Annotated in this window: 16 protein-coding genes and 2 pseudogenes; 14 read left to right on the plus strand and 4 right to left on the minus strand. The window is 61.8% G+C overall.

Going from position 1 to position 13024, the window contains the following annotated elements; genetic code table 11:
- Positions 1-17: 17 nt before the first annotated feature.
- Both cydB and cydX read left to right on the plus strand, forming a co-directional pair.
- Positions 18-1172 carry a cytochrome d ubiquinol oxidase subunit II gene (gene cydB / locus GA829_RS21225; RefSeq protein ID WP_195174625.1) on the plus strand — a complete coding sequence of 385 codons (1155 nt, stop codon included), beginning with the start codon at positions 18-20 and terminating at the stop codon, positions 1170-1172.
- A gap of 23 nt (positions 1173-1195) precedes the next feature.
- Entirely contained in the window at positions 1196-1327 is a 132-nt protein-coding gene (gene cydX / locus GA829_RS21230; RefSeq protein WP_091586179.1) for a cytochrome bd-I oxidase subunit CydX, read from the plus strand.
- Between the two features lie 41 nt (positions 1328-1368).
- On the opposite strand, the gene GA829_RS21235 is transcribed toward cydX, so the two are convergent.
- Both GA829_RS21235 and GA829_RS21240 read right to left on the minus strand, forming a co-directional pair.
- Positions 1369-1698, minus strand: coding sequence for a rhodanese-like domain-containing protein (locus tag GA829_RS21235; RefSeq protein ID WP_195174626.1), 330 nt, complete (start codon positions 1696-1698; stop codon positions 1369-1371).
- 115 nt (positions 1699-1813) lie between these two features.
- The gene (locus GA829_RS21240; protein ID WP_258051806.1) at positions 1814-2188 is read right to left on the minus strand and encodes an ArsR/SmtB family transcription factor; all 375 of its coding nucleotides are present in this window, start codon (positions 2186-2188) and stop codon (positions 1814-1816) included.
- Between the two features lie 56 nt (positions 2189-2244).
- Here GA829_RS21240 and GA829_RS21245 point away from each other — a divergent pair, with 56 nt between their 5' ends.
- The 8 genes from GA829_RS21245 (at position 2245) to GA829_RS21280 (ending at position 10211) form a co-directional block, all read left to right on the plus strand.
- Positions 2245-3537, plus strand: coding sequence for an NAD(P)/FAD-dependent oxidoreductase (locus GA829_RS21245; RefSeq protein ID WP_195174627.1), 1293 nt, complete (start codon positions 2245-2247; stop codon positions 3535-3537).
- Between the two features lie 29 nt (positions 3538-3566).
- Positions 3567-3770 carry a YgaP family membrane protein gene (locus GA829_RS21250; RefSeq protein WP_027051833.1) on the plus strand — a complete coding sequence of 68 codons (204 nt, stop codon included), beginning with the start codon at positions 3567-3569 and terminating at the stop codon, positions 3768-3770.
- Between the two features lie 88 nt (positions 3771-3858).
- Positions 3859-4869, plus strand: coding sequence for an efflux RND transporter periplasmic adaptor subunit (locus GA829_RS21255; RefSeq protein ID WP_195174628.1), 1011 nt, complete (start codon positions 3859-3861; stop codon positions 4867-4869).
- A complete protein-coding gene (locus GA829_RS21260) occupies positions 4866-8132 on the plus strand; it encodes an efflux RND transporter permease subunit (RefSeq protein WP_195174629.1) in 3267 nt (1088 codons plus the stop codon). The genes GA829_RS21255 and GA829_RS21260 overlap by 4 nt, the downstream gene beginning before the upstream one ends.
- Before the next feature lie 18 nt (positions 8133-8150).
- The gene (locus tag GA829_RS21265; protein ID WP_195174630.1) at positions 8151-8537 is read left to right on the plus strand and encodes a DUF302 domain-containing protein; all 387 of its coding nucleotides are present in this window, start codon (positions 8151-8153) and stop codon (positions 8535-8537) included.
- A gap of 9 nt (positions 8538-8546) precedes the next feature.
- On the plus strand, positions 8547-8996 hold the full coding sequence (locus GA829_RS21270) for a universal stress protein (protein WP_195174631.1): 450 nt from the start codon (positions 8547-8549) through the stop codon (positions 8994-8996).
- A 118-nt stretch (positions 8997-9114) separates the two neighbouring features.
- Positions 9115-9519 (plus strand): OsmC family protein, encoded by a 405-nt coding sequence (locus GA829_RS21275; protein ID WP_195174632.1) that lies wholly within the window; start codon positions 9115-9117, stop codon positions 9517-9519.
- Positions 9516-10211: a VIT1/CCC1 transporter family protein gene (locus tag GA829_RS21280; protein WP_195174633.1), complete on the plus strand. Its 696-nt coding sequence runs from the start codon at positions 9516-9518 to the stop codon at positions 10209-10211. Before GA829_RS21275 ends, GA829_RS21280 begins: the two co-directional genes overlap by 4 nt.
- Before the next feature lie 81 nt (positions 10212-10292).
- Here the strand turns inward: GA829_RS21280 and GA829_RS36745 are convergent, their stop codons facing one another.
- Complete coding sequence (locus GA829_RS36745; RefSeq protein ID WP_258051807.1) at positions 10293-10475, minus strand: hypothetical protein; 183 nt, start codon at positions 10473-10475, stop codon at positions 10293-10295.
- A gap of 26 nt (positions 10476-10501) precedes the next feature.
- Positions 10502-10855, minus strand: coding sequence for an AI-2E family transporter (locus GA829_RS36750; protein WP_258051808.1), 354 nt, complete (start codon positions 10853-10855; stop codon positions 10502-10504).
- Between GA829_RS36750 and GA829_RS37325 the strand changes: the two genes are divergently transcribed.
- The 4 genes and pseudogenes from GA829_RS37325 to GA829_RS36755 all read left to right on the plus strand — a co-directional run.
- On the plus strand, positions 10784-11215 hold the full coding sequence (locus tag GA829_RS37325) for a LysR family transcriptional regulator (protein ID WP_308462072.1): 432 nt from the start codon (positions 10784-10786) through the stop codon (positions 11213-11215). The genes GA829_RS36750 and GA829_RS37325 overlap by 72 nt on opposite strands.
- The gene (locus GA829_RS37330) at positions 11157-11588 is read left to right on the plus strand and encodes a LysR family transcriptional regulator substrate-binding protein (RefSeq protein ID WP_308462344.1); all 432 of its coding nucleotides are present in this window, start codon (positions 11157-11159) and stop codon (positions 11586-11588) included. Before GA829_RS37325 ends, GA829_RS37330 begins: the two co-directional genes overlap by 59 nt.
- Positions 11589-12006: 418 nt before the next feature.
- Positions 12007-12452 (plus strand): annotated as a pseudogene (locus GA829_RS21295) (IS256 family transposase); the annotation flags it as partial.
- Positions 12453-12516: 64 nt separating this feature from the next.
- Positions 12517-12813 (plus strand): annotated as a pseudogene (locus tag GA829_RS36755) (VIT1/CCC1 transporter family protein); the annotation flags it as partial.
- Positions 12814-13024 lie beyond the last annotated feature (211 nt).

Genomic DNA, 13024 nt, shown 5'->3' on the forward strand with positions numbered 1-13024 from the left:
AGCAAGGAACAACGACTATGATCGATTTTCTCTTCAACTATGAAACCCTGCGGATCATATGGTGGGTGCTTCTTGGCGTCCTTTTGATCGGCTTCGCGGTCACGGACGGCTTTGACATGGGTGTCGGGGCATTGCTGCCCTTCGTCGCAAAAACAGACATCGAGCGGCGCGTTGCCATCAACACCATCGGACCGGTCTGGGAGGGCAATCAGGTCTGGTTCGTGCTCGGCGGCGGCGCCATCTTCGCTGCGTGGCCGGCGCTCTACGCGTTGAGCTTCTCCGGCTTCTACCTCGCCATGTTCCTGGTTCTGTTCGCGATGATCCTGCGGCCGGTTGCCTTCAAGTACCGTTCCAAGCGGGAAGACGCCCGCTGGCGTTCGAACTGGGACTGGGCGGTGTTCATCGGCGGCGCCGTGCCGGCGCTCATCTTCGGCGTGGCGGTGGGCAATGCCCTGAGAGGTGTGCCGTTCCATTTCTCCACCGACTTGCGGCCGTTCTACGAGGGTACCCTGTTCGGCCTGCTCAATCCGGTGGCGCTCTATTGCGGCCTTGTTTCGCTTTCCATGCTTGTCATGCACGGCGCGGCGTGGCTGGCCTTTAAGGCGGAAGGGCCGGTGGCTGACCGCGCCCGCATCATTGGCGGCAAGGCCGCGCTGGCCGCTGCTGTTCTGTTCGCCGGCGGCGGTGTGCTTGTCTGGCTCGGGCTGCTAGGCGGCTATGAGGTGACGAGCGCCGTCGTCTGGGATGGCCCGTCCAATCCGCTTGGCAAGACCGTGATCGCAAACGCGAACGGCTGGCTGCGCAACTTCTACGCCACGCCGGCTCTGTGCCTGGTGCCCGCGCTGGGTATCGTGGCGCCGCTGAGCGCCGCCGCCGGGTTCAGGGCGCGACGCGAAGGCCTCACCTTCCTGGCGTCGAAACTTGGCATTTTCTGCATCATCGCGACTGTCGGTCTTGCGATGTTCCCGATCATCCTGCCGTCGAGCACGAATCCGGGCCATTCGCTTGCCGTGTTCGACGCATCCTCAAGCCGGGCGACGCTGCGCAACATGCTGATCGCAACCGTGATCTTCCTGCCGCTCATCCTCGCCTACACGGCGTGGGTCTACAGCGTGCTTTGGGGGAAGGTCAGCGAAGCTTCCGTGCGCGGCGCCGGTTCTTCGGCTTATTGAATCAGAGACTGGAGATTGCAACGATGTGGTACTTCGCCTGGATCCTCGGCCTCGGACTGGCCACCACGGTCGGCATCCTGAATGCCCTCTGGTATGAATTGCGCGCGGTTCGCGCGCAGCCCTCCGAACAAATTGAACACTTGGAAGCACCGTGAGTCGCCGAAATCAAACCTCCGATCGGAAACGCCGTCGCTTCTCAACTTGATGACGGGAGCCCTTGCGCACGCCAGGCGCTGATGCCGCCGCCCATATGTGTGTCGTGCGCCTGTCCTGCCGCCATGGCGATGGCAATCGCTTGCGATGACCGGCCGCCGGCGTGGCAATAAAACACGACGGGTTTGCCGGATGGAATGCGGTCCATCTCGTCCCGAAGCCTGCCCAAAGGTATATGGATGGCGCCGGCTATATGCCCAGACGCCCACTCGCCGTCCTCCCTGACGTCCACAAGCGTGACGGCGTCACCCATCTGGCGCACTTGCGTCGGGGTCAGGGTCCTGGCTGCCGACCGCGCTCCAAATCCAAACATTGTAATTCTCCTGTTTCCTGCCGATCCGGCCTGGTGCCGCCTTTGAGATCCTCGAGGCCTCTGCTCAATTTGGCCAAGGCGAGCGACAGCGAAGGTTCTTCGCCATCGCTTACCGTCACGAACAGAAAGCCGAGTGAAGCGCTTCGACAACCGTGAGGACTTCTGGCCGGGTGATGCGGTAGTAGACGGTCGTGCCATCGCGGCGCGATTCAACCAGGCCGTCAGCGCGCAACCGCATGAGCTGCTGCGACATTGGCACCTGGTCAATGCCCAGCAGTTCGCGCAGCTCCGACACCGAGCGCTCATCCTTCCCCAACGCGCAAAGGACCAGCAGCCGTTGCGGATGTGATAGGCTCCTGAGCAAGTCCGCTGCCTTTCCCGAAGCCGGGATCATCTCTCTTACATTCATACTCTTGAATTTATAATCTTTGAATGTTAAATGCAAGCCCATGAGCCTGGCTTGCGAACGGCACGACTTGAGCCAGATCAACACAGGCCTGCTGCCTTGCTGTCAGTTTGCTGGAACGAAACATCGGGAGGAACCCCATGTCACACATCGTCGTCCTTGGAGCCGGTCTTGGCGGAACCATCATGGCCTATGAAATGCGAGAGAAGCTGCGCCGCGAGGACAGCCTGACCGTCGTCAATCTCGGCACATCCTATTCCTTTGTGCCTTCCAATCCCTGGGTGGCAGTCGGCTGGCGCAAGCGCGACGACATCACGGTCGATCTCGCCGCAATTTTCCAGCGACGCAACATCGCGCTCAAACCCGAGGGCGCCAAGAAAGTGTATCCGAAGGAAAACCGGATCGAGCTCAACGACGGTGCGTTTGTCGATTACGACTACCTGATCATAGCGACCGGGCCAGATCTTGCGTTCGATGAGGTGCCCGGCCTCGGGCCTGCTGGATATACGCAGTCGATCTGCCACATCGACCATGCGACCGTCACCAAGGCGAAGGTCGATGAACTCGTCCGCAATCCGGGTCCTGTGATCGTCGGCGCCGTCCAGGGGGCATCCTGCTACGGACCCGCCTACGAATTCGCCTTCATCCTCGACACCGCGCTACGGAGGGCCAAGGTGCGCGACCGGGTGCCGATGACGTTCGTGACGCCGGAGCCCTATATCGGTCATCTCGGCCTGGACGGCGTCGGCGATACCAAGGGCCTGCTCGAGAGTGCCATGCGCGATCGGCACATCAAGTGGATCACGAACGCCAAGGTGTCGTCAGTCGACGCTGGAACCATGCATGTGGAGGAAGTTAACGAGGACGGTTCGGTGAAGGCCACGCACGACCTGCCGTTCACCTTCTCGATGATGCTTCCGGCTTTCCGTGGCGTGCCGGCGGTGAAGGACATAGAGGGCCTGGTCAATCCGCGCGGGTTCGTCACGATCGACAAGCATCAGCGGAACCAGACCTATCCGAACATCTTTTCGATCGGCGTCTGCGTCGCCATTCCTCCAGTCGGTAAGACGCCGCTGCCGGTTGGTGTTCCAAAGACCGGCTTCATGATCGAATCCATGGTCACGGCGACGGCGGAAAACATTGGCTCACTGCTGCGCGGCGAGGAACCGCGGGCTGTCGCGACCTGGAATGCGGTCTGCCTGGCCGACTTCGGCGACGAAGGCATCGCCTTCGTGGCGCAGCCGCAGATCCCGCCACGCAACGTCAACTGGTCATCGCAGGGCAAGTGGGTGCACGCAGCCAAAGTGGGGTTCGAGAAATACTTCCTGCACAAGGTCCGTCAGGGCAAGAGCGAGACCTTCTACGAGGGACTGGCACTCGACTTGCTCGGTATCAAGAAGCTCAAGGCCATTCACATGGAGCCTGCCGAATAGGCACGGCCCAGATTTCAGGAGACGAGATTATGACGATCGACAAGGCAGTTCTGATGTTCGCGGGGTTCATGGTGCTGATCTCCGTCGCGCTCGGCTATTACTATTCGCCCTACTGGTTCCTGCTAACCGCCTTTGCCGGGCTCAATATGGTGCAGGCTTCGGTGACGGGCTGGTGCCCGGCGGCGATCGTCTTCAAGAAAGTCGGCTGCAAGAGCGGCGTCGCCTTCAAGTAGCCCCCGACTTTCCAGGATTGGCGTCCCACACGGGAGGCGCCTTCGCGCCTCCCGTCCTTTCAACTCGTTCCGAGAACGGCACATTGCGATGAGATACGTACGATTCTTCCTGGCCAACGGGCTTCTGCTCGGCATCACGCTGCTCGCCAGCGGTGGCGCTCTTGCCGGGGACTTCACGGTCGCGGCCGCCACCATCCCCGAGATGAAGGCCGTTTTCGGCCAGGTCGAAAGCCGCACGATCGTGCCGGCACGCGCGCGCATTTCGGGAACCATCACCGAGGTGCGGGTGACGGAAGGCCAGGTCGTCAAGAAGGGTGATGTCGTCGCCACCGTCGTCGACGACAAGATAGCTCTGCAGCTTCTCACAGCCGATGCCAAGATCGGCGCTCTCAATTCCCAGATGGAGAATGCCAAGACCGATCTGCAGCGCGCCCAGGATTTGCTGGCCAAGGGTGCCGCGACCCAGAGCCGGGTCGATGCGGCTCAGACCCAGTTCGACGTCATCACTGCTCAGCTGGCGGCCGCGGTTGCCGAAAAGGCCGTTACCCAGCAGAGCGCCAAGGAAGGCGACACCCTTGCACCGGCCGATGGTCGAGTGCTGACGGTTCCAGTGACGGCCGGCTCTGTGATCATGGCGGGCGAACCGGTCGCCCGGGTCGCCTCGGGCCAATACTATCTGCGACTGTCGCTGCCGGAGCGGCATGCGACGGAGATCACCGAGGGTGCCCAGGTCGATATCGCCGAACGCGGCGCCGGTGCGGATGGCGGCTTCGTCAAGGCCCGTCAGGGCCGCATAGCCAAGGTCTATCCGGAGATTGAGAACGGCCGCGTCATCGCCGATGTCGAGGTCGCCGACATCGGCAGCTTCTTCGTCAACGAGCGCACGCTGGTGTCGATCCCTGTCGCGAAGCGGACCATTCTCGGCGTGCCGCCGCAGGCGGTCAGCACGGTGCATGGGATCGACTACGTCACAGTCCATACGGCGGGCGGACCGCTCGGCGTCGCAGTCGTGCTCGGCGAGCGATACGAGGATGGCGGACAGCCACGGGTCGAGGTCCTTACCGGCCTCGCCGAAGGCGACAAAGTTGTCCTGCCATGAAACTTGGCATTGCCGGCGGGCTGACTCGCTCGTTCATCGCCTCGCCGCTGACCCCGCTCTTCCTGTTGGCGGCGCTGGCACTCGGGCTTGTAGCCCTCGCCACGCTGCCACGCGAGGAGGAGCCGCAGATTTCCGTGCCCATGGTAGACATCCATGTCGCGGCCAATGGGCTGAAGGCGGAGGATGCGGTCAAGCTCGTGACCGAACCGCTGGAAACCATCATCAAGGGCATCGACGGTGTCGAGCACGTTTATTCGCAAACCGTAGACGACGGCGCGCTGGTGACGGCACGCTTCAAGGTCGGAACTAGTTCCGACGCCGCCGTTTTGCGCGTTCACGACAAGGTACGCGCCAATATGGATCGCATCCCGGTCGGCATCCCCGAACCGCTCATCGTCGGGCGTGGCATCGACGACGTCGCGATTGTGGTGGTGACATTGACACCGACGCCCGAGGCGGCCGCTCGCTATTCCTCGGCCGATCTCACGCGGCTTGCGCATGAACTTCAGGTAGAGGTCGCCAAGCTGCCGGATATTGGCCTGACTTATATCGTCGGCGAACAGCCGGAAGCGATCCAGGTCGAGCCGGATCCGGAAAAACTCTCTCTTTACGGCATCACGCTGCAGCAGTTGACGGCCAAGGTCGCCGGCGCCAACAGATCCTTCCAGATCGGCACGGTGCGCGACGAGGGTAAGCAGCGCGTGCTGGTCGCCGGCCAGACCCTGCAGACGCTCGCCGACATCGGCAATCTGCTTCTGACCGCGCGGGACGGGCGGCCGGTCTATGTGCGCGACGTGGCCAGAATCGTGTTGGCGACCTCGCCGGCCGAGAACCGGGTCACCAACATCGTCAAGTCCGACAAGGGACTTGATCGGGCCCCGGCCGTGTCGCTGGCTGTTGCCAAGCGGCCTGGCACGAACGCCGTTGTCATTGCCGATACGATCGTCAAACGTCTTGACCAGGTGCGGGGTGAAATCTTCCCGAAGGACGTCGAGATGGTCGTGACCCGCGACTACGGCCAGACCGCGAACGAGAAGGCGAACGAACTGCTCTTCCACTTCGGCCTTGCCACGATCTCCATTGTCGTGCTGGTCGCAATCGCCATCGGTTGGCGAGAGGCACTGGTTGTGGCCGTTGTCATCCCGACGACGATCCTGCTCACGTTGTTTGCCTCGCGCATCATGGGCTATACCCTGAACCGCGTCAGCCTGTTCGCGCTGATCTTTTCCATCGGCATCCTCGTCGACGATGCGATCGTGGTGATCGAGAACATTGCCCGGCATTGGGCCATGGATGATGGGAGGTCCCGCAAGCAGGCGGCGATCGACGCCGTGGCCGAGGTCGGCAATCCGACCATCGTGGCGACGCTCACCGTGATCGCGGCGCTCCTGCCAATGCTGTTCGTGTCTGGTCTGATGGGCCCGTACATGAGCCCTATCCCAGCCAACGCATCGGCGGCAATGCTGTTCTCCTTCTTTATCGCGGTGACGCTGACGCCTTGGCTGATGATGAAATTCGGCAAGACGGGCCAAGCCTCGGCGCATGCCCATGATGCCGGTACGCCCGGTGGCGCGCTCGGCCGCGCCTATATCGCAGTCGCAAGGCCCGTCCTGAAGTCGCGGTTCCGGTCATGGACCTTCCTGCTTGTCGTCGGCGCCGCGACCATGGCTTCGATGGTCCTCATCTATTCCAAGCACGTCACGGTCAAGCTGCTGCCGTTCGATAACAAGACCGAATTGCAGGTGGTTGCGGACCTGCCCAAAGGCTCCTCGGTCGAGGACACAAACCGGCTGTTGCAGGCTGTGGTGGATCGTCTCGCTGGGGTGGCCGAGGTGGTTTCGTTCCAGACCTATGCCGGCACGGCAGCGCCTTTCAACTTCAACGGCCTGGTGCGACATTACTACCTTCGCTCCGGATCTGAGCAGGGCGACGTCGTGGTCAACTTAGTGGGGAAGGGGGAGCGCAGCCGTGCCAGCCATGCCATCGCCCTCGACATCCGCGAACGGCTGAGAGGCATTGCCATGCCAGAAGGCACCGTGCTCAAGGTGGTCGAGCCACCGCCTGGTCCGCCGGTGCTGGGGACATTGCTCGCGGAGATCTATGGGCCTGACGCCGAGACGCGCCGCGCGGTGGCGACAAAGGTGCGCGAGACGTTCGCCTCTATTCCGTTCATTGTCGACGTCGACGACAGCTTCCACAACCAGCCGCAGCGCGTGCGGCTGGCGATCGACCAGGACAACCTCGAATATTACAAAGTCGAGCAGTCCGATGTGTACGACACGCTGAACTACCTCTACGGCGGCACGACGGTCGGCTACTCACACCGCAGCGGCGGCCGCCAACCGATCCCGATCCGCGTGGCGCTCTCGAAGAGCGGCGGCGTGGTCGATCAGCGCGCGCTGACGACGCCGGTGCCGGCGAACGCGCTGCCCGGCGCACGCGACGTGGTGGAACTCGGCGATGTCGTGCAGGTGACGCGCGAGGCGGCCTCCTACCCGATCTTTCGCCACAACGGCCGGCCCGCGGAGATGGTAATGGGGGAACTCGCGGGCGCGTTCGAAGCCCCGGTTTATGGCATGCTCGCCGTCAACGATGCCATTGCCAAGGCCGATTGGGGTAACCTGCCGAAACCGACGATCGCGTTGCACGGGCAACCGGACGACGAATCCAAGCCAACGCTTCTGTGGGACGGGGAGTGGGAAGTGACATGGGTCACCTTCCGCGACATGGGCGCGGCCTTCATAGTGGCTATCCTGGGCATCTACATTCTCGTCGTCGCGCAGTTCGGTTCGTTCAGGCTGCCGCTGGTTATCCTGACGCCGATCCCGCTGACCCTGATCGGTATCATGCTCGGCCATTGGGCCTTCGGCGCGCCGTTCTCGGCCACCTCGATGATCGGCTTCATCGCGCTTGCCGGCATCATTGTGCGCAACTCGATCCTGCTGGTGGATTTCATTCGCCACTCCAAGGGCACTGACAGGCCTCTGGTCGACGTGCTGCTCGAGGCCGGCGCCATTCGCTTCAAGCCGATCCTGCTGACCGCGATCGCAGCGATGATCGGGGCGGCGGTTATCCTGACCGACCCGATTTTCCAGGGGTTGGCGATCTCGCTGCTGTTTGGCCTCGCCTCGTCGACGCTGCTGACGGTGCTCGTCATTCCCGCGATCTACGTGGCGCTACGCGGCGGCTCGCCGCAGGACACCGATAGCGGCGCGCCGGCAGAGCCCACAACGACCGATGAACCAACCTCGGCTCTCGCCTGAACCAACAAGGACAAGATCATGAGTTACCATTTTTCCAAGACGCTGGACTCCAGCTTCGATGCGGCGGTCGAACACACGACGGCCGTTCTGAAGGATGCCGGCTTCGGCATCATTACTGAGATCGACGTCAAGGAGACGTTCAAGAAGAAACTTGGAATTGACTACCGCAACTACCGTATTCTTGGTGCCTGCAATCCCAAAATGGCGCTTGAGGCGCTGTCGATCGAGGACAAGGTCGGCACGATGTTGCCTTGCAACGTCATCGTTCAGGAATTGGGCGAAGGGCAGGTGGAAGTCGCTGCGATCGACCCGGTTGCCTCGATGGCTGCGATCGAGAACGTGGCGTTGCGCGGTCCGGCCGAGCAGGTGCGCACCATGCTGCGAGACGCGATCGAAGGCCTTTGAGGCATTGAGATGTATGCACACCTGTTAGTCGCCACGGACGGATCTGAACTGGCCGAGATCGGCGTGAAGCACGGGCTGTCTCTTGCCAGCCGTCTGAAGGCAAAGATTGTCTTCTTGAATGTGACCGAACCGTTCCCTCTCTTCGATTGGCGAGACCCGATGTCAGGCTATTCGGCTGGCGAAAATTTCCGTGCCTATCTCGAAGAAGGGCGACGCCTTGCCGGGCAGATCCTCGATCGATGCAAGGCGTCGGCTTTGGACTTGGGCGTGGACGCCAAGGTCGTGCATCTAGAGAACAAGAGACCAGCGCAGGCGATCCTGGAGCTATCCAAGGCAGAAGGCTGCGACCTCATCGTCATGGCCTCGCACGGGCGCCAGGGAATGAGAAAGCTGCTCTTGGGAAGCCAGACCGCCGAAGTGCTTTCCTATACCGATATCCCGGTCCTTGTGGTTCGCTAGGACGTTTGGCGGCCAGCCGCGATCTGACCTCGATCAATACCGGGCATCCGATTTGGTGCCAGAAGAGCTCAGGCGTCGCTTGTACCAAGCAGGCAAGGCCAGCGAGAAAGGCCACGGAATGTTCGAATACAGGGTCGAAGCCAGACGGACCGATGCACAAGGCAGCGTCGCCACGACCAAGAACGCCGCGCTTGTTCTCGACACCTGTCTCGAGGGCCGGGCCGACGCCTTCAATCCAGCCGAACTGCTTCTCGCGGCGATTGCCGCCTGCATGATCAAGGGCATCGAGCGCGTCACGCCGATGCTCAATTTCAAGCTACGCGGCGTCGAGGTCGCGTTGCATGCGGTTCGGCGCGACAGCCCGCGGGGGATTGCCTCGATCGACTACGAGCTTGTCATCGACACCGATGAAACCGACCAGCGGCTGGAGCTGTTGCACAAGAACGTCCGCAAGTACGGCACGATTTCCAATACAGTCGCCGCCGCCACGAAACTCGAAGGCACGATCAGGATAAAAGCATGAGCCGCCTGCATGTCGAAAATCATCTTGTGTCGCGCATCGGCTGGCTGCGCGCCGCCGTGCTGGGGGCCAATGATGGCATCGTCTCGACCGCCAGCCTGATCGTCGGCGTGGCGTCGGCCGCCGCGCCGACTTCGCAGGTTCTGGTCGCCGGCATAGCAGGGCTGGTCGCGGGCGCCATGTCGATGGCGGCCGGTGAATATGTCTCGGTCAGCTCCCAGTCGGACACCGAGAATGCCGACCTCGCCCGCGAACGCGAGGAACTCAGGACCCAGCCGGAATTCGAGCGCGAGGAACTGGCGCAGATCTACGTCAAGCGCGGGCTGGAGCCTGGTCTGGCGCGGCAGGTCGCCGACCAGCTGATGGCCAAGGATGCCCTGGCTGCGCATGCCCATGACGAACTCGGCATTTCCGAAATGACCACGGCGCGCCCGATTCAGGCGGCGTTGACCTCGGCGGCGACCTTCAGCGTCGGCGCTGCGATGCCGCTGCTCATGGTGCTGATATCGCCTGCCTCCATGCTGGTACTGGCAGTCTCGGTGGCATCCCTGCTTTTCCTTGCTCTGCTGGGTGCCGTCGGCGCCAAGGCAGGCGGCGCCAACATTCTACGCGCAACGCTGCGCGTCACCTTCTGGGGCGCCTTCGCCATGGCGCTCACCGCCGGCATCGGCGGGCTGGTCGGCACCGCCGTCTAGGGCAGCGGCGGCCCAGGATCCGACTGGTCTCGATCTGTGCGTTTGCCCCGTGCGGTGGTCCGCAGGACACTTCGGTACGGGTCATTCCTGTTGCTTGCGATTGTTGAGTTTATCGCGCGAAGCCCATACCTCGACGAGCAGCATCGTCACTGTAACTGCCAGGGGTCCGAGTATGAATCCGGGAGCACCGAAAAGAGCGAGCCCACCTATCATCGATATGAAAGCGGGAATCGTATGGAGCCTCAGTTGGTTTCCCACAAACATCGGACGAAGGACATTGTCGATGCCGCCTACGACGATGCCGCCCCAAGCCGCGAGGATCGGGTCCTTGGCCCAGTCGCCATCAGCAGGAGGAGGATTGCCGCCGGTATCCACACGATGAATGCACCCAGCACTGGCACGACAGAAAGCAGGCTCATCACCAGGCCCCAAAGAAGGGGCGTCGGCAAACCGAGGATCCAGAACATGAGCCCGCCCAAAGAACCCTGCACTGCAGCGACGGCCAATGTCCCGTACACCGTGGCTTGGACGGTATCGAACTGAAGCTCCGTCAACTGAAGGTCTTCAGAGAAGTGTTGCGCGCCGGTTCGGCAAGGCGAGCAGCGGCAGCGCTCGGGATAAGCCAGCCGGCCGTCAGTCAACATGTGAAGCAACTCCAGACCACGCTCGGCATCACACTCTTCAAGAGATCGGCCAACCGCATCGTCCCCTTGCAGGAGGCCTGGGAACTCCTGCGAAACGTGGAAATTGCCCTGACGTCCCTGGATCGGCTGGAAGCGTCGATCTTCGCGATGAAGAACGAGGAAAAGCAACGGATTGCGATTGCCGCGCCTTCTGTTTTCGGTTTCGTGACCTTGCCCCAAGGTCGTGGCGATCATCCACTCAAAGACCGCTTCGAATGTCCGGTCGATTTCGGGAAGCTGCGAGCAGATCGGCGAGCACATCCTGGCTGGGCGGGCGGATCTCGGAATCTCGAGACTGCCGCTGGACCCAAGTCTGTTTGAATGGGCGCCGCTTGGGTCGGCACGAAACGTATGCATTTTCCATCCCGACCATCGCTTCCCAAAACAGACCTGTATCGAGGCTCACGACCTGGCAGGCGAAACGATCGTCGATATCGATCCGCAGTTCGCCGCCCACAAGATGAACTTCAATGCCTTGCGCTTCGCCGGCGTTGAGCCGGACATCCTGGTGGAATTCGATTGCAACGGTCACGAAGCCGGATACGTTTCGGCTGGCCTGGGCATTTCGATAACCAATGAAATCATCGCGCGTGAATACGCGGCGTTTCACCTGGGAATAAAGCCGGTGGAACCGTCCGCGCTCTATCACTATGTTGCGCTTTGGCAGAAGGGCAGGACCTTTCCAACACATTGAAGGTCTCGCTCGATACGCTCATCGCCGCGTTTTCCACGGAGCCGCCTGCGAGAGGTTGATAGGTATTCCTCAGGATGCGGCAGACATTGAAGTTTTTATTGGTAGCTCACAGCAGATCGCACTTGCGCCGGCTAGGCTGCCCTCGCAACACGGATCTTGTGCAGGGTTTCCGGCTTGAGATGCGTATATCGACGCGCCGTCTTCCAATCGTTGTGCCCCGTGACCAAAGCGACTTTTTCTATGTTCTATCGTGAAAACCTTTTGACGCTCCCATCTATGCGGCCCGCGCTGCCAACAGCGCGTGGAGAGCCTCCGGCTTCAGATGGGTGTAGAGCTTCAATATTTTCCAGTCTGGGTTTCGCGGTGGTCATCGGCGCTTTCCGGTAGGGTCCGGTTGTCGACACCAACCCCGCAGGCCCAGCGCAACGGACATCGCGATCGGGATTGGGAGACGCGGGCAGGCACCGTCGAGCTGCGCATCCCGAAGCGCAGGAAAGGCTCCTACTTCCGGGCTTTCTGGAGCCGCGTCGGATGGCCGAGAAGGCGCTGACTGCTGTCATCCAGGAAGCCTATGTTCAGGGCATCTCGACGCGATCGGTCGATGATCCGGTCAAGGCGATGGGCATGTCGGGCACCTCCAAGAGCCAGGTCTCTCGGCTGTGCGAGGAGATCGATGGCAAGGTGAAGGCCTTCCTCGAACGCCCGATCGAGGGCGACTGGCCGTATCTCTGGATCGACGCGACTTACCTAAAGGTCCGCTGCGGCGGCCGCATCGTATCCGTGGCTGTCATTATCGCGGTCGGAGTCAACGCGGACGGCCGGCGCGAGGTGCTGGGCATCGAGGTCGGCACATCGGAGGCCGAGCGGCTGCGTTCTGGGAGATCTTTTGCGATAGACAGGCGCATCATGACTTCCTGTTTAACCAGGCGAACTCGGTATTTCGCATGCGGCGACGGCGAGACCGATCCAGGCCGAGCTGGCGTCCGCGGCTGCATTTTCGGTTGGCGCGGCCATGCCATTGGCGATGGTGCTTGTTTCACCGGCAGCCTAGCTTGCAGCAACCGTGTCGGTTGCCTCGCTCCTATTCCTGGCGGTGCTGGGTGCCATCGGCGCGAAAGCCGGCGGCGCCAATGTGATGAGGGCAACCGTTCGCGTCACATTCTGGGGTGCGTTGGCAATGGCGCTGACGGCCGGCATTGGCGCCGTGGTTGGTGCCGCCATCTGACCTGGTCCGGCTTCGATCTCGGTAGATTCCACGAGCGCCTTTTCTTGCGCAAAACAATCCGGCCCTGAGGAGTCAGCACTACGAAGTTGCGAAAGCGCAACGAAGGAAGCCAGAGCCGGATTTATGAAGACGCTTCGCAAATCGCGGAGACTTCATCGTGAAACAGCGCGGTTCGATCAACCCCGATATGGTCGTCGACGAAATCATGAGG

Source organism: Mesorhizobium sp. INR15 (assembly GCF_015500075.1).
Lineage (GTDB): Bacteria > Pseudomonadota > Alphaproteobacteria > Rhizobiales > Rhizobiaceae > Mesorhizobium.